The following is a 17584-nucleotide window of genomic DNA, read 5'->3' on the forward strand; positions in this document are numbered from 1 at the left end:
TTTTGCGCCCAAAGATTCGTATCGCGAAAGTTAGTGAGGGTGTGTCGGAAATCCGTCTTTTTGTCATCAATACGTAGTAAGTCTTTGAAATAATGACGAAAATATCTGCTTTGTTTGTGATCAAGACGTAAGTTTTGCATTGCAGCATGCTATAATCGTCGGTTATTCGAATCACCTCCCATATAAATACAATCATGACCAACAATACACGCGCTATTCGCAACATCGCCATTATCGCCCACGTTGACCACGGCAAAACTACGCTAGTGGATCAATTGCTGCGCCAATCTGGTACTTTCCGTGACAATCAACAAGTTGATAATCGCGTTATGGATTCCAACGATATTGAGAAAGAGCGCGGTATCACGATTCTTTCCAAAAACTGTGCAGTTGAATACAAAGGCACACACATCAACATCGTTGATACCCCAGGCCATGCCGACTTCGGTGGTGAAGTTGAGCGTGTCTTGTCCATGGTTGATAGTGTTCTGTTGCTGGTTGATGCGCAAGAAGGTCCAATGCCGCAAACGCGTTTCGTGACACGTAAAGCTTTGGCTTTGGGTTTGAAGCCTATCGTAGTTGTGAACAAGATTGACCGTGAAAACGCGGATCCACAAAAAGCAGTTAACGCAACATTTGAGTTGTTCGACAAACTCGGTGCAACTGATGAACAGTTAGATTTCCCTATCGTTTACGCTTCTGGCTTCAAAGGCTACGCTGGTTTAGAAGATACGGTACGTGACGGTAATATGGAACCATTGTTTGATGCGATCTTGAAACACGTTCCTGCACGTGAAGATGATCCAAATGGTCCATTGCAATTGCAAATCACTTCTTTGGAATACTCTTCTTACGTTGGTAAGATCGGTGTTGGTCGTATCTTGCGTGGTCGCGTTCGCGCTGGTCAAGACGTTGTTTGGATGAATGGTCCAGAAGATAAGCCAAGCAAAGCGCGTATCAATCAAGTATTGACGTTTAAAGGTTTGGATCGTGTATTGGCTGATGAAGCATTGGCTGGCGATATCGTTTTGATTAACGGTATCGAAGAAATCAGTATCGGTTCAACAATTTGCGCACCGGATACACCGGAAGGCTTGCCAATGCTGAAGATCGATGAGCCAACATTGACGATGAACTTCATGGTTAATAGCTCACCATTGGCTGGTCGTGAAGGTAAATTCGTTACGACACGTCAGATCCGTGATCGCTTAGATCGCGAATTAAAATCCAATATGGCTTTGCGCGTTGTGCAAGCTGAGGGTGATGATTCCACTTACGAAGTTTCTGGTCGCGGTGAATTGCATTTGACAATTTTGATCGAAAATATGCGTCGTGAAGGTTTCGAATTGGCTGTTTCTCGTCCACGCGTTGTGTTCAAAATGGTGGATGGCGTGCGCCACGAGCCGTATGAAAACTTGACGGTTGACGTAGAAGAAAACAATCAAGGCGGCGTGATGGAAGAACTCGGTCGTCGTCGTGGTGATTTACAAAACATGGAGCCGGACGGCAAAGGCCGTGTGCGTTTGGAGTACCGTATTCCAGCACGTGGCTTGATCGGCTTCCAAGGCGAATTCATGACATTGACACGCGGTACTGGTTTGATGAGTCACGTGTTTGATGAATATGCTCCTGTTGATAACACTAAAGGTGAAATGGCTGGCCGTCGTAACGGTGTGTTGATTTCTCAAGATGATGGCGCAGCTGTTGCTTACGCGATCTGGAAATTGCAAGACCGCGGCCGTATGTTTGTAGTCCACAACGATCCAGTCTATGAAGGCATGATCATTGGTATTCATTCACGTGATAACGATTTGGTTGTGAACCCAATCAAAGGTAAGCAATTAACTAACGTGCGTTCTTCTGGTACAGATGAAGCGGTGCGTTTGGTTCCACCAATCCAAATGAGTTTGGAATACGCAGTTGAATTCATTGAAGATGACGAATTGGTTGAAGTGACGCCTAAGAGTATCCGTTTGCGTAAGCGTTTCTTGAAGGAACATGAGCGTAAAAAAGCATCTCGCGAAGCTTAATTGATAAGTTGAAGGTTTTGGAGAGACAACTGATACTCAATTTCTAAACCTTGGTAGTGCAAATTATCTGAGTTGCGTAGTATCAACATAAGCCCGCTTGATTTCTTGTCAAGCGGGTTTCTGCTTTCTAAACCGGAGTATGCAGATGCAACACCCCAGCCACAAAATGGCACTCATGTTGATGATCATTGCCCCGACTATGTGGAGTACCGCGGGTGTTCTGTCACGCCAGCTTGAGTCTGCACGTGGATTTGAAGTGAGTTTTTGGCGTAGTTTTTTTGCAGCGATTTTCGTATTTGTGGTGTTGGCTTGGCAGCACAAGTCTAAGCTTGGAGTGAGATTAGTCGGTCTAGGTCGCTATGGGTTGGCATCTGGTTTCATGTGGGCAGCCATGTTCACTTGCTTTATGTTGGCGCTCACCATGACCACGGTTGCGAATGCCTTGATCGTGGAAAGCTTTGCACCTTTATTGACGGCGATTTTTGCATGGATTTTTCTTGCGGAAAAAATTCCAAATCGGACTTGGCTGGCAATCTTCGTTGCGTTCGCTGGTATGCTTTGGATGTTTGTTGATGGCTTTTCCACGCTTGATGCACGTGGTTTGATCGGTGTGATATTGGCACTTTGCGTTCCATTTGCTGTAGCAGCGAATGTGATTATTCTAAAAAAAGGTGGGCAGCATGTGGATCTAATTCCTGCTGTCTTGGTCGGTGGTGTGTTGTCGGCGCTGTTGATGCTACCATTCGCCATGCCATTCTCAGCATCCTTGCATGACGTTCTGATTTTAGCGACCTTAGGTGTATTTCAACTTGGCTTGCCTTGCATGATTATGGTTCATGCTGCAAAAGGTTTGAGCGCGCCTGAAATTTCTTTATTGTCTTTGCTCGAAGTTATCCTTGGGCCATTTTGGGTTTGGTTAGCCATGGGCGAAGAGCCTGCTAGAGCCACTTTGCTAGGTGGTTCGGTTGTATTGAGTGCCTTGATATTTAATGAATTGATGGCTTTTCGAGAAGAGCGTCTATTAAAGGTGCGTTAAATAAATTGAGACGTTTGCCTTAGCGCAGGGTGCGCAAATTTGTTTGTGTAAGAATTACGTAAAATTGATTAACTTAAAGCGTTCTTTTCTTTGATGAGAGCGCGGTTTTTTAGATGGTGTTGTCATGTCAAATCTTTCCACCGCCCCACTGAAGTCACCAGAGCTATTGTTGCCAGCAGGCTCTTTGGAGAAAATGCACGCTGCCTTCGACTTCGGCGCGGATGCCGTGTATGCCGGTCAACCACGCTATAGTTTGCGAGCTCGCAACAATGAGTTTTCTACTCTCGATATTTTGCAGCAGGGCATTGAGGGTGCACATGCGCGCGGCAAATCCTTTTTTGTGGCAAGTAATATTTTTCCGCATAACTCGAAACTAAAAACCTATCTAAATGATATGGAACCAGTCATCGCGATGAAACCAGATGCCTTGATTATGGCCGATCCAGGTTTGATTATGATGGTGCGCGAAAAATGGCCGGAAGTGAATGTGCATTTGTCGGTACAAGCGAATGCTGTGAATTGGGCTGACGTGAAATTTTGGCAAAAAATGGGTTTAACCCGCGTGATCTTGTCGCGGGAGCTATCTTTAGACGAAATTGAGGAAATCAAACAGCGTTGCCCAGAAATGGAGTTGGAAGTGTTTGTGCACGGCGCTCTGTGTATTGCCTATTCCGGTCGTTGTTTGCTGTCCGGCTATTTCAATCATCGAGATCCGAATCAAGGGACATGTACCAATTCCTGCCGTTGGGATTATAAGGTCGAGAACGCGACTGAAAACGAAACAGGTGACTTGCAGCGCGTGCCAGTGGAAACTATTCAGTTTGATTTTAACAAAGCCTTGGAAGAAGCAAATCAATCATTTTCTGCAATGGGTGACATGCCACGTCATCCTTTGGCTGATCGTCCGTATTTGATTGAGGAAGCGGGGCGCCCTGGTAGTTTTATGCCGATCTTGGAAGATGATCATGGGACTTACATCATGAATTCCAAAGATTTGCGTGCGATTGAGCACATCGAGCGCTTGACCAAGATTGGTGTGGATTCCTTAAAAGTCGAAGGCCGTACCAAATCTCTCTACTATGTTGTGCGTACCGCGCAAGCTTATCGCCATGCGATTGACGATGCAGTGGCAGGGCGCCCATTTAATGAACGCTTACTGAGTGAGTTGGATGGCCTTGCAAATCGTGGTTACACCGATGGCTTTTACCAACGTCATCATACCCAAGACCATCAAAACTATATGGAAGGTGTGTCGAAAGCGCATCGCAGTCAGTATGTCGGTAATGTACTTTCTATCGAAGATGGGTGGGCTCAGGTCGAAGTGAAAAATCGCTTTTCTGTTGGCGATAAGATTGAGATTATTCATCCAAGTGGCAATGAAATAATTGATCTGGCGCAGATTCGCAACAAGCACAACGAAGCGATCGACGTGATTGGTGGTGCCGGGCACAAAGTGCGTATTCCGCTCGATGCGAAGTTCGACAAAGCCCTATTGGCACGGATGTTATAGAACTGCCTTAAAATACAGGCTTATAAAAAATGAGTATAGTTGCTCCGCACCTGAAACTGCACAGGAAAATAAAATGAAACTTTCGAATACCCAAGAAATTGTTGATGAATTGCGTGCTGGGCGCATGGTTATTTTGGTTGATGAAGAGGACCGAGAAAATGAAGGTGACTTGGTTTTAGCTGCAGAATTCGTGACACCTGAAGCAATTAATTTTATGGCCAAATATGGAAGAGGATTGATTTGCCTAACTTTAACGGAAGAACGCTGTGAACAACTGAACTTGCCCATGATGTCGACGCGAAACGGCACTGCTTATGGTACGAACTTCACCGTATCAATTGAAGCTGCTGAAGGCGTGACGACAGGTATTTCCGCCGCAGATCGCGCACGTACAATTCAAGTTGCAGTCGATCCAAAAATGACGGCGGATGATATTGTGCAGCCAGGTCACATTTTCCCCCTCAAAGCACAGAAAGGTGGGGTATTGATGCGGGCTGGTCATACTGAGGCTGGCTGTGATTTCGCGGAGTTGGCTGGTTTAAATCCATCTTCCGTCATATGTGAGATCATGAAAGATGATGGAACGATGGCACGCCTGCCTGACTTGATGGAGTTTGCAGAGGCGCACCATTTGAAAATTGGTACCATCGCTGATTTGATTCGTTATCGTAGTCAAAATGAAAGTATGGTTCAACGTGTAGCAGAGCGTGATATGCATACCGTACATGGCATGTTTAAGGCGATTGTCTATCGTGATTTGCCCAGTAATTCAGCGCATTTGGCTTTGATTCATGGCACTATAGATGCGACCGAGGAAGCTTTGGTCCGAGTTCATCAACCAGTGTCAATTTTAGATTTGTTGGAAAATCAGGTTTCTACGCATTCTTGGAATATTGCCAGCGCCTTGGACACGATTCAAAAATCACCATGTGGCGTGATGGTCTTGCTCAATTGTGAAGAGACTGCAGAACGGTTGTTTGCGCAGTTTAATGCTTTAAATACTCCAGAAAAGCGACCACAAGGACGGGCTGCGCGTATGGACCTCCGTACTTATGGGATCGGTGCACAGATTCTTAAAGATGTTGGTGTCGGGCGTATGCGTCTGTTGGCCAATCCACGTAAGATGCCATCAATGACAGGTTTTAATTTAGAAGTCACAGGTTACTTGGACGGACCGAAGAATTCGGTCTCATAGTCACAAATTCACACGAAATCAATCAGTAATTAATTGAACAGAATACTAATCCAGTCGACAAGACTGCGGGGGGAATAATATGACAGTTGGACATTACGAATCAAATTTGGATGGCGTGGGTGTACGTGTGGGTATCGTGCAAGCGCGTTTCAACGAAAATATCGGCGCAGGTTTGTTGGATGCCTGTTTGCAGGAGTTGAAAAATTTAGGCGTGATGGATGAGGATATTCTGCATGTCACTGTACCAGGTGCGTTGGAGGTTCCTCTGGCTTTGCAAAAATTGGCAGCGACGCATCAGTTTGATGCTTTGATCGCTTTGGGCGCTGTGATTCGAGGTGAGACTTATCATTTTGAATTGGTTTCGAACGAGTCTGGTGCTGGTATCAGCCGAGTGTCTTTAGATACTGGTCTTCCAATTGCAAACGCAATCTTAACAACGGAGAACGATGAGCAAGCTGAGGTCCGCATGAAAGAAAAAGGAGCCGATGCCGCCCGTGTTGCAGTGGAAATGGCGAATTTGACTTTGGCATTGGAAGAGCTAGCAGAAGCGACTGAAGGCATTGAATTTGATCAAGAATAAGTGGTTTTGATACGCAGTTCAAGTTGGAAAGTTAATTGCCATGAAGAATCAATGCTCATTGAGGCAAATAATAAATTGTAAAAATAGGAAATAAAATGACATCAAGTACGCAACATGCAAATCCAAGCAAAACTCGCTCACCTCGTCATCGGGCTCGTGAATTCGCTTTGCAGGGTATTTATCAGTGGCTTTTGAATAATGAGGACTCTGGGGTGATTGATGCTCATATCCGGGAAGCGCATGGTTTTGATAAGGCTGATCGTGAGCATTTTGATGCATTACTTCACGGCGCTATCAATCAATCCATTCAACTTCGTGAAGAGTTTTCGCCATTTATCGATCGTGGTGTGGCAGAGTTGTCTCCAATTGAACACGCTGCATTGTTAATTGGCGCGTATGAAATGAAAAATCATATCGAAATTCCATACCGAGTGATTATCAATGAGGCTGTTGAATTGACAAAGTCGTTTGGTGGGCAAGATGGGCACAAGTATGTCAATGGTGTGTTAGACAAACTTGCTACCCGATTACGTGCGACTGAAGTCGATAGTAGGAAGTAATAGCAAATTTCGGTACTCTGTTACTTGTAGTTGCGAATGATGAAAAGCCCCAGTTGATTGATTTGGCTGGGGCTTTTTTACAGCGTATTTTTGATACGTAAATTTTCTCTATAGTTTCGCATAGCAGTAGGTTTCAACTACCCGCCGTGCCCGACGAGTCTTTTACTCGAAGCTATATTCAAGCAAGACTTGAGATGCATCATTGCCGGTTGTGCTCCAGGTGGTTCTTCCATGTCCTTTGATGCCCGTGAAATCACCTGTTCCTGAGCCCGAGACTACATTCAAGGTACTTATCGATTGACCTGATTTCATTGATCCGATGTGCTGCAAAATAAAGCCACCAACCCGATCACCGATTTTTCCGGTCAGATATTCTAGGCCAACAAAATTTGATGTGCCAGTCGTGCCGGCAAACGCCAAGCATTCAAAACGTGACTCCGCTTCGATATCGCCAAGATACAGATGAGTTAGTTTGGATCTGCGCAAACCTGTCGTTAGGTCCAATTTTTCATCCATGCCAAAAAGTTTTACTGTCCCACATGCCAGCATTATTGTTCTCCCCAAGGATTTTCAAAATGTCAATCGGTATATAAATTAACTTTTGAATATGTTTTGTTCTTATTATGTAAATACGAGTTGGACTTCACGTCTCTTATTTGTATTCATGGTTGAGTATTTCAAAATTCAAGTATCATGTCCACTCACAAATTCGCATACTTAATGTGATTTTATTATAGGGTGGTTGCATTTCTGAAATAATTTTAACTTAAACAATATTAATTATATGATGAAATTTAGGCAAATTGAGGCATTTCGTTGCCTTATGGTCTCGGGTACGAGTATCGGTGCAGCTAGAAAGATGAATATTACGCAGCCAGCAATTAGTAGGCTGGTGTCGGATTTGGAGGATAGTCTCGGTTTTCGTCTGTTCAATCGTTCCAAGGGCCGTTTAGAACCAACAACTGCAGGTGTACGTTTTTATCGTGCCGTTGAGGAAAATTTTCTTGGATTGGAACGCTTGAGCCAAGTCGCTAGCAATATTCGTAACGAGACACCTGAGGGGATTTCGGTTGCTTGCCTATTCGTGCTTTCAACGACTTTGATGCCTTTGGTTCTAAAGGAGTTTTTTAAATATCATCCTGATGTACCGGTAACGGTTGATACATGCAATGGTCCCGAAATTTTAGTGCGATTGCAGGATATGAAAGTGGATATGGCAATTGCGCTCGATTTTCCACCATTTGCGGGTATCGAAATTGAAAAGATTTTAAAGGTGAATGTCATGTGTGCGATGCCCGATGGGCATCGGCTAACGCATAAAGAAATTATTTATCCTAGCGATTTAGACGGCGAAAATATGATTGGATGGGTGCCGATTATTTCTCAAAATTATGAGAAAGAACGGAAAAGTTTGGCTGCGGCTGGAAGTGTTCCACGTAATGTGATTAAAACACACACTTCACATACGCGTTATGCAATGGTTGCGAACGGTCTCGGTTTGTCTATTGTCGAGCCATTTGCCGCAAAAATTTGGAAGGCAAATGGCGTGGTCGTCAGGCCATTTGCGGGCAATATTAGCTATGAATATGTGTTGGCATATCCGGGTGGTGGAATTCGTTCGCAACTCATGCATGACTTTCGAGATGCTGTGATTAAAGTCGCGAAAGAGTATGATTTTGGTTTTGATGCGAGGTCTAGTACTGGCGGCGGTATTGCTGTGCTCTAGTGGATATGATGCGTTCGTTGAATCTCTCTGAACGCATCATTCGTAACTGCTTCGACGACTGATTACTGAATTAAATTCCTGCAACTTGGTCGGTATTAATGGCGGAACGCTGAGTAATTTCATCATTGCGTTTTTCAATGATGTTTTCTTGTGGGCGAGCAATCATGGTCGGCTTTGCAGTGGTCGAATAAATTGATACTGATTTACCTGCTGCTACATCTTTCAAACGCTTATATTCAGCCATCACTAAGCTACCATATCCGCCATCGGTTTCATTTTCTGCCGCACCAACATAGCGCTTCAGACCTGCTTCGATAGAGCCGGCGTTAGAAACATATTCTTTTAAAATCATGGCGCCGACTTTAATGTTGGCGATTGGATTCAGTGCTGCTTTAATTCCACCCAAGTCAGAAAATTTTTCATGATGGATTTTTGACATGACTTGCATGAGCCCCTGCGCTCCAACCGGGCTTTCTGAAAAAGGATTGAAACGAGACTCGATAGCAATTACTGATAAAATCAATAATGGATCTAACTTGGTTTCTTTCGCAGTTAAATAGGTTGCTGATACCAACATATCAATCGCCTCATCGGCGACTCTGTAACGTTTTGAGAGCCAGCTTGTGACTAGTTGTTGTTGGCGTTGATTGCCAATGAGGGATCTGCTGACTGCTGCGGTCGTGGGTTCACTATCGCTGCCAATTTCTTGATTGTTGACGTTAGAAATTAGTTGCGGTGAGGCCATCAATAGAGCTAAATCAGGTTCTGTAGTTTTGGTTTCAGAATTGCTGATCACTTCATTGCTGAAGGGCGAAATTGATTGAAATTTGTTTGCAAGTTCTGGATTGAAAAACATGCATGTGAGTGTGAATAGTGCAAGTAGTCCTAAGCCTGAAGTAAACTGTAATGCAGTGGTCAGCGGTGCCACCTTTGTTTTGTTTGCTAATAAGCGCGCCATCTCTTTTTCTGCAGATATGCACTTGCTTGGTGAGCGAGCTGTTAAAATGAAATTGTGAAGCATGCAACCTCCTGAATTGTCGAGAAGTGTCACGCATGTTCACCATTGGCTGGTAATCATGCACATCTGCGAATCAGAAACATCGTCTAGGTAGTGAAAATACGCTATGCCTAAGACGCCGGAGTTTTCCATTCTTTTCGGTCTTGCATTGGCATGGCAGAAAAGAATAAATAACGATATTCGGGTTGGGCTTTCGCCTGATTTGATGTAAGGAGATTTCTTGTCCTTACTCATGAATGAGATCCCGATTCCCATTTTCGTGTTCGAACGTCAGAATTTTTCGTTGAACTCGAATTCGACTTTGAAATATTACTGTAAATCAATTCAGTGGTTTTCAAAGTTGGGCGAATTGTAGGGGGGCATTTATATCAAGTCAATACTATAGAATGAGTTCTTTACTACTTTTGAATCTTATAAATTTGCTGCTATGCAGCAAAACCTAATAAAATCAATCACTTGCCGATGTGTTTTAAGTAAAATCTTTGATTAATCGAAATCGTAAAAAAAGATGAAATATACAGATTTAAGGGACTTTATTTCCCAATTGCAGCAACAAAATCAATTAAAACAAATAGTTACACCCGTCTCGACATACCTGGAGATGACTGAAATTTGTGATCGCACTTTGCGCGCAGAGGGACCAGCGCTGCTTTTTATGAATCCAAAGGATCACTCGATTCCAGTTTTAGGTAATTTATTCGGAACGCCGAAACGGGTCGCAATGGGGATGGGGGCAAGCGATATCACCGAGTTGAGAAAAATTGGGCACGTACTTTCCTCCTTGAAGGAGCCAGAGCCACCGAAAGGATTTAAAGATATTCTTGGACTTGGTTCCCTCGTAAAAGCTGTGTGGGATATGGCTCCCAAGGAGTTGCGCAGCGCGCCTTGCCAGGAAATCGTTTGGGAAGGGAATGATGTTGACCTAAGTCGTTTACCTATTCAGCACTGCTGGCCGGGTGATGTGGCACCATTGATCACCTGGGGCTTGGTGATTACAAAAGGTCCGCATAAAAAACGTCAAAATTTGGGGATCTATCGCCAACAAGTTTTGAGTCGAAATAAAGTCATCATGCGCTGGCTTGCTCATCGTGGTGGTGCCTTGGATTTTCGTGAGCATGCTTTATCATCTAAAGGTCAGCCATATCCAATTGCAGTCGCGCTTGGTGCTGATCCGGCGACTATTCTGGGGGCGGTTACTCCAGTACCTGATAGTCTGTCTGAATATCAGTTTGCAGGCCTATTGCGTGGTAGTCGCACCGAATTGGTGAAAGCAATTGGAAGTGAGCTCAGAGTGCCTGCATCTGCTGAGATTGTATTGGAAGGACACATCTATCCAGATGAATCTCATCCTAGTGGCTATGAACATGCGTTGGAGGGCCCGTATGGGGATCATACTGGATACTATAATGAGCAAGATAGTTTTCCAGTGTTTACGATAGATAGAATTACCATGCGAAGGAACCCTATCTATCATTCGACTTATACTGGAAAACCGCCAGATGAACCTGCGATTTTGGGCGTGGCATTGAATGAGGTTTTCATTCCTTTGCTGCAGAAGCAGTTTCCGGAAATCACCGATTTTTATCTGCCACCAGAAGGGTGCAGTTATCGAATGGCCGTGGTGCAAATTAAAAAATCCTATGCCGGTCATGCAAAGCGTGTGATGTTTGGTGTGTGGAGTTTCTTGCGTCAATTTATGTACACTAAATTCATTATTGTGGTTGATGAAGACGTGAATATCCGTGACTGGAAAGAAGTCATATGGGCGATCACAACACGTGTAGATCCAATTCGCGACACAACGATGGTGGATAACACACCAATTGATTACTTGGATTTTGCCTCGCCGATTAGTGGCTTGGGTAGCAAGATGGGTTTGGATGCAACCAATAAGTGGCCAGGTGAAACCACGCGTGAATGGGGTACGACAATTCAAATGTCGCCCGAGGTCAAAAAGCGCATTGATAATATCTGGCAAGAACTCGGTCTGTAATGGTCGGTCTTTTTTTGAATTTGATTTTTCATTCACGAATGTCGAGCAATGCGTTATAATTTGGGTTGGCGGGCCCCTGCGCATTGCGGCGTGGCCAATCTGGTCAGGTCGGGAACGAAGCAGCCACAGTCATTTCCCGTAAGTGCCGCAGATCAGGCTCGCCTCTTTCTCTTATCTGGACTAGCTCCATACTCGATTTTCGCAATTTGATTCCTTTCCACATTATTGACTGTTAACTGGCAAACAGTTTGTCTAACTAGTTTTTATAGTTGATCCTAAAGTTGATTACTGTGGACTCATCTGGTAAATCTCATTCGTCATGCAAATAGAAGCTGTCAATTTGCGCAAAATTCTTTAGAATGCAGCAGCGATATTATGAGCAGTCCTGTTTCTGATGGAAATGCGATTGACCGCATAATAATCTGCAATGGTTTCTATCATTAGTCGCGACTTTTTGCGCACAAGAATAAGGTAAAATTGCAAGATGTCCTATCAAGTCCTCGCCCGAAAATATCGCCCCAAAAGTTTTGAAACTCTGGTTGGTCAAGAGCACGTTGTGCGTGCTCTATCTCACGCACTAGACCAGCAACGTTTGCATCACGCTTATTTGTTCACCGGGACACGTGGTGTCGGCAAAACGACCTTATCCCGTATTTTGGCAAAATCATTCAACTGTGAAAAAGGTATAACTGCAAAGCCTTGTGGGGTTTGTGACGCGTGTACGTCGATTGATGCAGGACGATTTGTTGATTACATAGAAATGGATGCGGCCTCTAACCGCGGTGTCGATGAGATGGCATCACTGCTCGAACAGGCGATTTACGCACCCTCGAATGCACGTTTTAAAGTCTACATGATAGACGAGGTGCATATGTTGACCAACCATGCCTTTAACTCGATGTTAAAGACTTTAGAAGAGCCGCCTGAGCACGTCAAGTTTATTCTGGCAACGACCGATCCGCAAAAAATACCGGTCACGGTTTTATCTCGTTGCCTGCAATTTAATTTGAAGCAAATGCCGCCAGGGCATATCGTCGGGCATCTTGAAAATATTTTAGGGCAAGAGCATATCGATTTTGAGGTTTCTGCATTGCGTCTGTTAGCTCAAGGTGCACACGGTTCTATGCGCGATGCGCTGTCTTTAACTGATCAAGCTATTGCTTATGCCGCCGGTAAAGTTAGTTTGGATGCCGTGCAGAGTATGTTGGGCGCGCTTGATCAATCGTATTTAATTCGCTTGCTAGATGCGCTCGTCGACGAAGATGGGGCAGCTTTATTGGCTGTGGCTGATGAAATGTCAGCTCGTAGCTTGTCGTATAAAGCGGCATTGCAGGATTTAGGCAGCATGTTGCACCAAATAGCGATTGCCCAAATGGTGCCATCTGCGTTGGCAGAAGATTTGCCCGAGCGCAGTGAGTTGTTGCGACTTGCTCAAAGCTTTAATAAAGAAGACGTACAGTTGTATTATCAGATCGTGGTTCATGGTCGAAATGAAATTGGACTTGCACCTGATGAATATGCGGGTTTTAGCATGACGCTGTTACGTATGTTGGCGTTCAGACCGGCATCGGTCGCTTCTTCCTCGAGTGGCGGTGGTGGCGGTGGTATAAGTCGTCGATCGTCCACAAATTTGGCGCCCAATATGCTGACTAGTACGGTAGCTACCCCTGGGCCAGCAATCGCGCAGCGTGTTTCTCAGGAGTGTCTGCAAAGTCCGGTGAATGCTCCCGCCGTAGTGCAGCCCCTCCAGTCGATGTCGCCAGAGCTTTCTGCTCCTGCATTAGTAGTTGCGCCAGTGGCAACGCCATTAACAAGTGTGGCGCCGGCATCGAAACCGATAAGTCCAGCGATGGCCGCATTAGCAGCAGCGCGGGCAGCTAGTGGTAAAAAGGTAGGCAATCCGACAGCCGCGGCGTCTGCCTCAACTTCAAATGTGATGCCTGCGGCATCGATTGACACCGTCCGAGCCGAAGTGTCGACTGAATCACGAAATGTTGGGATTGCGCCTCTGGTGTCGGTTCCCGAATCGACTCCAAGAGCCACGACAATCGCGCATTCTTCTCATGCCGATAAGATGCCAATACCCACTAGCGATAGCAATATGCCGCCACCTTGGGATGACTTTGAATCTCAAGCATTTGAAGTTCAGGCTTCGCAGCCACATATTGGACGTCATAAAGAGATGCAAGAAACTGACTATTGGAATGAAGATAGTTCTGATGAATTGCCAATGGAAACGTCTCCCGCGCCAGTAGATGTAGGATTGAATGTCCCGGGGCTTGTGGTTACAGCGCCTGCGATGGAAAAGATGCCGTCGATGGCAGATGATCAAGAAAGTCAAATTCTAGCATCGCAAGACAATCTTGCATCAGAGGCGGTGAGTAGCAATATCGCGACCGCGACTATGGAAGTGATGCCGTCTCCAATTGCAAAGCTTTTGCAGTCAATGCCTATGGCGGAAATAAACTGGGACGGTCATTGGCCAAATTTGGCTGCTTCCTTGCCCGTTCGGGGTGTCGCGCAACAATTGGCGCAACAAAGTGAATTGAGGCATTGTGCCGTCAACGGTAACGCCATTCAGTTCAAGTTGTGCGTTCCGTTGCAGACTTTATTATCTGCAGGGAGTGGAGAAAAACTCAGCGCTGCATTGAATGAGCGCTTCGCAGAATTCGGACGTGAAATTCGTATTGATTTTGAAATTGGTGCTGTGGAGCAGACTGCCAATGCGCAAGCGGTAGCCGAACGTGCCGAACGCCAAGTTCAGGCCGAGCAGGCAATTCAATCAGATGGATTCGTGCAGACGCTAATGCGTGAATTTGGCGCTAGCATTTTGACAGGCAGCATACGTCCAATCTAGTAAACATTTTGATTCGTTAGTAAGTGTGACGAACTCGGAACCAAGACTTTATTTATTCGTTTTATTTAGGAGAATTTATTATGATGAAAAATCAATTAGCAGGCTTGATGAAGCAAGCGCAAGCGATGCAAGATAATATGAAAAAAGCCCAAGATCAATTGGCATTGGTTGAGGTTGAAGGGCAGTCTGGTGCTGGTTTGGTGCGGGTTGTAATGACTTGTAAGAATGATGTAAAGCGCGTGACGATCGATCCATCTTTGCTGGCTGATGATAAAGATATGTTGGAGGATCTGGTTGCCGCAGCGTTTAACGATGCCGTGCGTAAAGCAGAGGCGACTAGCCAAGAAAAAATGGCTGGATTGACGGCTGGCATGCCATTGCCACCTGGTTTTAAGATGCCGTTCTAATCGGTCTTGACGATTCATTAGTCTGCTATTTTTTACTATTCCGAAGCGCATCAAATTTTGATGCGCTTCTTTCATTGAGAATGCCGAGTGAAAACATTAAGTAGTTTGGAACAGCTTGCTGAAGCTTTGCGACGCTTGCCCGGTGTCGGTCCTAAGTCTGCTTTGCGTATGACTTATCATTTGTTGCAACATGATAGGGAGGGTGCGGAACAGATCGGGAAGGCGATGCTCAATGCCTTAAATATGGTGCATAACTGTCGTTCTTGTAACACGTTTACGGAGAATGAAGTTTGTGATACCTGTGCAGATAATCAACGTGATTTGTCTATGCTTTGTGTCGTTGAGTCCCCTAGCGATCAATTGATGATCGAACAAACGATGACGTTTAAAGGCTTGTATTTTGTATTGATGGGACGCTTGTCTCCGCTTGATGGTGTTGGTCCGCAGGACATTCATTTAGAAAAATTAATCCAGCGTGCGACGGATGGCATCGTTAAAGAGGTTGTGTTGGCTACCAATTTCAATAATGAAGGTGAAGCGACCGCGCATTACATCAGCGAGACTTTAAAATCACGTGGACTGCACGTCAGTCGACTGGCGCGTGGTGTGCCAGTTGGAGGTGAGTTGGAATATGTCGATCCGGGTACGATAGCGCGGGCGATGTTAGATAGACGGGTGACTTAATGTCGAATGCCGATGTGAATGCAAAAATGGGGCCACTAGCGGGCGTGAAAGTGCTTGAATTGGGGACCTTGATCGCCGGACCATTTTGTTCTCGCATGCTGGCGGAGTTTGGTGCTGAGGTGATTAAAATCGAGGCGCCTGATGGTGGCGATCCTTTGCGCCATTGGCGGGTGTTGAAAGATGGCACCTCTCTGTGGTGGAGTGTGCAAGCCAGAAACAAGAAGAGTATTACGCTCAATATGAAGACGTCACAAGCGCAGCAAATTGCACGTGAATTGGCATTGGATGCAGACATCATCATTGAGAACTATCGACCTGGCGTTTTAGAGAAGTGGCAGCTCGGTTACGATGATTTAAAAGCGATTAATCCAGCCACGATCATGGTGCGTTTGTCAGGTTACGGACAAACTGGTCCTATGCGCGATTTACCAGGTTTCGGTGCAATCGGTGAATCGATGGGTGGTTTGCGTTACGTTTCGGGCCATCCTGATCGTCCGCCTGTGCGGGTTGGTATTTCGATTGGCGATTCTGTGGCTGCTTTGCATGGTGTAATCGGCGCCATGATGGCCTTACGATACCGCGATGTGAGTGGCGGTCGTTGGAATGGAAAGTCCGGGGCTGAGTCAGTCGCGGGGCAGGGGCAAATGGTTGATGTGGCCTTATATGAGTCCGTCTTTAATTTGATGGAATCCTTGGTGCCGGAATTCGATTTTGCTGGCGTCGTGCGAGAACGTACGGGCGGTGCTCTGCCAGGCATCGTCCCATCAAATACTTACACCACAGCAGACGATGAAAATATCGTTATTGCTGGCAATGGCGATGCGATTTTCCATCGCTTAATGTTGGCTATTGGCAGAGATGATTTGGCGCATGATCTTTCGCTACAGAGAAATGATGGTCGCGTTCCGCGCACGGCCGAGATTGATGCGGCGATTCAAGCTTGGTGCTCAACGCAGACAATCGATCAGGCTTTAGTGATTTTGCGTGCCGCCGATGTGCCTGTGGGTAAAATTTATTCAGTACGCGACATGATGAGTGATGCACAATTTCAAGCCCGCGGTATGTTTGAACAGCATCAATTCGCAGACGGTACTTCGGTGAAACTGCCAGCGATTAGTCCCAAGTTATCCGAAACGCCGGGGCAAACACAATGGCTGGGGCCAGAATTGGGCGCTCACACGGAACAAGTTTTGTCCGGGTTGGGGTATACCGAAGCGCAAATCAAAACGTTTAAAGAGCAACAAATTATTTGAACTTGTTGCTCTTACTTATGTGAGATTTATAAAGTTTTCAGATACTCGCGGATACCGGCCAACAACATTTCTACTGCCATTGCCGTCAGGATTAAGCCCATTAGGCGTTCTACGGCGGTCATGGTGCGTTCACCTAGAGCTCTTTGCATGCGTTCAGCGCCCAGTAGTACAGCCAACCAGACTAGGGCGACAGCTACCAAAGCGCCGACATGGATAACAACTTCAGAGTGACTGTCTGACGAAAAAAGCAAAACTGTCGCTAATGACGAGGGGCCGGCCAAGGCGGGAATTGCTAAGGGTACGATAAAAGGCTCACTATCGCCCTCGGTCGCGCCAAATACCCCGCCTTCTTGCGGAAAAACCATACGTAAAGCAATCAGGAATAAGATCACACCGCCACCAATGCGCAGTGCTACTTCTGATAATTGAAGTGCATGTAAAAAGTGTTTTCCGAAAAACATAAATAATAAGAGCAATACAAAAGCAATGGCGCATTCGCGCACAACGACTCGCCAACGTCGTTCAGGGGTGACAGTCGACAGTGCGCTGACGAAAATGGGAATGTTACCGAAAGGATCGGTTACAAGTATCAGTAATATAAAAGCTTGAAAAAAGTCTTGGGTCATAGTGAAGAGTTTTGATTGATTTATTTGGAATTGTTGAAGACGGATTTTGCGGTTGTTTTACACTGCGGTCAATCATTTGTGCCTTTCTCGTGGGCTAAAGAAATAAATC

General features: G+C 45.5%; 15 protein-coding genes and 1 other RNA gene. 13 read left to right on the forward strand and 3 right to left on the reverse strand.

What is annotated here, in order from left to right:
• Positions 1-194: 194 nt before the first annotated feature.
• The 6 genes from typA to nusB all read left to right on the forward strand — a co-directional run bounded on the left by typA (position 195) and on the right by nusB (position 6911).
• Entirely contained in the window at positions 195-2030 is a 1836-nt protein-coding gene (gene typA / locus H8K52_RS00890; RefSeq protein ID WP_186920627.1) for a translational GTPase TypA, read from the forward strand.
• 145 nt (positions 2031-2175) lie between these two features.
• Positions 2176-3066, forward strand: a complete 891-nt coding sequence (locus H8K52_RS00895; RefSeq protein ID WP_222613635.1) for a DMT family transporter — start codon at positions 2176-2178, stop codon at positions 3064-3066.
• 124 nt (positions 3067-3190) lie between these two features.
• Positions 3191-4576, forward strand: coding sequence for a prephenate-dependent tRNA uridine(34) hydroxylase TrhP (gene trhP, locus H8K52_RS00900; RefSeq protein ID WP_186920628.1), 1386 nt, complete (start codon positions 3191-3193; stop codon positions 4574-4576).
• Between the two features lie 73 nt (positions 4577-4649).
• Positions 4650-5771 carry a bifunctional 3,4-dihydroxy-2-butanone-4-phosphate synthase/GTP cyclohydrolase II gene (gene ribBA, locus H8K52_RS00905; protein ID WP_186920629.1) on the forward strand — a complete coding sequence of 374 codons (1122 nt, stop codon included), beginning with the start codon at positions 4650-4652 and terminating at the stop codon, positions 5769-5771.
• Positions 5772-5850: 79 nt separating this feature from the next.
• The gene (gene ribH / locus H8K52_RS00910) at positions 5851-6351 is read left to right on the forward strand and encodes a 6,7-dimethyl-8-ribityllumazine synthase (RefSeq protein ID WP_186920630.1); all 501 of its coding nucleotides are present in this window, start codon (positions 5851-5853) and stop codon (positions 6349-6351) included.
• Between the two features lie 95 nt (positions 6352-6446).
• On the forward strand, positions 6447-6911 hold the full coding sequence (nusB, locus tag H8K52_RS00915; RefSeq protein ID WP_186920631.1) for a transcription antitermination factor NusB: 465 nt from the start codon (positions 6447-6449) through the stop codon (positions 6909-6911).
• A 162-nt stretch (positions 6912-7073) separates the two neighbouring features.
• Here nusB and H8K52_RS00920 read toward each other — a convergent pair whose 3' ends face one another.
• The gene (locus H8K52_RS00920; RefSeq protein ID WP_186920632.1) at positions 7074-7427 is read right to left on the reverse strand and encodes a DUF3224 domain-containing protein; all 354 of its coding nucleotides are present in this window, start codon (positions 7425-7427) and stop codon (positions 7074-7076) included.
• Between the two features lie 271 nt (positions 7428-7698).
• Between H8K52_RS00920 and H8K52_RS00925 the strand changes: the two genes are divergently transcribed.
• A complete protein-coding gene (locus H8K52_RS00925; RefSeq protein ID WP_343044113.1) occupies positions 7699-8637 on the forward strand; it encodes a LysR substrate-binding domain-containing protein in 939 nt (312 codons plus the stop codon).
• 70 nt (positions 8638-8707) lie between these two features.
• On the opposite strand, the gene H8K52_RS00930 is transcribed toward H8K52_RS00925, so the two are convergent.
• Positions 8708-9658 carry a lytic transglycosylase domain-containing protein gene (locus H8K52_RS00930; protein ID WP_186920634.1) on the reverse strand — a complete coding sequence of 317 codons (951 nt, stop codon included), beginning with the start codon at positions 9656-9658 and terminating at the stop codon, positions 8708-8710.
• A gap of 505 nt (positions 9659-10163) precedes the next feature.
• Here H8K52_RS00930 and ubiD point away from each other — a divergent pair.
• The 6 genes from ubiD (at position 10164) to H8K52_RS00960 (ending at position 16849) form a co-directional block, all read left to right on the forward strand.
• Positions 10164-11648, forward strand: a complete 1485-nt coding sequence (gene ubiD / locus H8K52_RS00935) for a 4-hydroxy-3-polyprenylbenzoate decarboxylase (RefSeq protein ID WP_186920635.1) — start codon at positions 10164-10166, stop codon at positions 11646-11648.
• A 67-nt stretch (positions 11649-11715) separates the two neighbouring features.
• Positions 11716-11814, forward strand: an RNA gene (gene ffs / locus H8K52_RS00940) — signal recognition particle sRNA small type.
• Positions 11815-12132: 318 nt separating this feature from the next.
• Positions 12133-14505, forward strand: coding sequence for a DNA polymerase III subunit gamma/tau (locus H8K52_RS00945; RefSeq protein ID WP_186920636.1), 2373 nt, complete (start codon positions 12133-12135; stop codon positions 14503-14505).
• An 80-nt stretch (positions 14506-14585) separates the two neighbouring features.
• Complete coding sequence (locus tag H8K52_RS00950; RefSeq protein WP_186889702.1) at positions 14586-14912, forward strand: YbaB/EbfC family nucleoid-associated protein; 327 nt, start codon at positions 14586-14588, stop codon at positions 14910-14912.
• Positions 14913-14999: 87 nt separating this feature from the next.
• Positions 15000-15596 (forward strand): recombination mediator RecR, encoded by a 597-nt coding sequence (recR, locus tag H8K52_RS00955; protein ID WP_186920637.1) that lies wholly within the window; start codon positions 15000-15002, stop codon positions 15594-15596.
• Entirely contained in the window at positions 15596-16849 is a 1254-nt protein-coding gene (locus tag H8K52_RS00960; RefSeq protein ID WP_246464181.1) for a CaiB/BaiF CoA transferase family protein, read from the forward strand. The genes recR and H8K52_RS00960 overlap by 1 nt, the downstream gene beginning before the upstream one ends.
• Positions 16850-16875: 26 nt before the next feature.
• Here the strand turns inward: H8K52_RS00960 and H8K52_RS00965 are convergent, their stop codons facing one another.
• Complete coding sequence (locus H8K52_RS00965; protein WP_186920638.1) at positions 16876-17475, reverse strand: MarC family protein; 600 nt, start codon at positions 17473-17475, stop codon at positions 16876-16878.
• Positions 17476-17584: the final 109 nt, after the last annotated feature.

The sequence above is a fragment of the Affinundibacterium seohonense genome, from assembly GCF_014284305.1.
Taxonomy (GTDB): domain Bacteria; phylum Pseudomonadota; class Gammaproteobacteria; order Burkholderiales; family Burkholderiaceae_D; genus Undibacterium; species Undibacterium seohonense.

Bases quoted from the DNA above. Each gene is read 5' to 3' on its own strand.
- typA (WP_186920627.1), top strand. From the start codon at position 195: ATGACCAACAATACACGCGCTATTCGCAACATCGCCATTATCGCCCAC.
- H8K52_RS00895 (WP_222613635.1), top strand. From the start codon at position 2,176: ATGCAACACCCCAGCCACAAAATGGCACTCATGTTGATGATCATTGCC.
- trhP (WP_186920628.1), top strand. From the start codon at position 3,191: ATGTCAAATCTTTCCACCGCCCCACTGAAGTCACCAGAGCTATTGTTG.
- ribBA (WP_186920629.1), top strand. From the start codon at position 4,650: ATGAAACTTTCGAATACCCAAGAAATTGTTGATGAATTGCGTGCTGGG.
- ribH (WP_186920630.1), top strand. From the start codon at position 5,851: ATGACAGTTGGACATTACGAATCAAATTTGGATGGCGTGGGTGTACGT.
- nusB (WP_186920631.1), top strand. From the start codon at position 6,447: ATGACATCAAGTACGCAACATGCAAATCCAAGCAAAACTCGCTCACCT.
- H8K52_RS00920 (WP_186920632.1), bottom strand. From the start codon at position 7,427: ATGGATGAAAAATTGGACCTAACGACAGGTTTGCGCAGATCCAAACTA.
- H8K52_RS00925 (WP_343044113.1), top strand. From the start codon at position 7,699: ATGAAATTTAGGCAAATTGAGGCATTTCGTTGCCTTATGGTCTCGGGT.
- H8K52_RS00930 (WP_186920634.1), bottom strand. From the start codon at position 9,658: ATGCTTCACAATTTCATTTTAACAGCTCGCTCACCAAGCAAGTGCATA.
- ubiD (WP_186920635.1), top strand. From the start codon at position 10,164: ATGAAATATACAGATTTAAGGGACTTTATTTCCCAATTGCAGCAACAA.
- H8K52_RS00945 (WP_186920636.1), top strand. From the start codon at position 12,133: ATGTCCTATCAAGTCCTCGCCCGAAAATATCGCCCCAAAAGTTTTGAA.
- H8K52_RS00950 (WP_186889702.1), top strand. From the start codon at position 14,586: ATGATGAAAAATCAATTAGCAGGCTTGATGAAGCAAGCGCAAGCGATG.
- H8K52_RS00960 (WP_246464181.1), top strand. From the start codon at position 15,596: ATGTCGAATGCCGATGTGAATGCAAAAATGGGGCCACTAGCGGGCGTG.
- H8K52_RS00965 (WP_186920638.1), bottom strand. From the start codon at position 17,475: ATGACCCAAGACTTTTTTCAAGCTTTTATATTACTGATACTTGTAACC.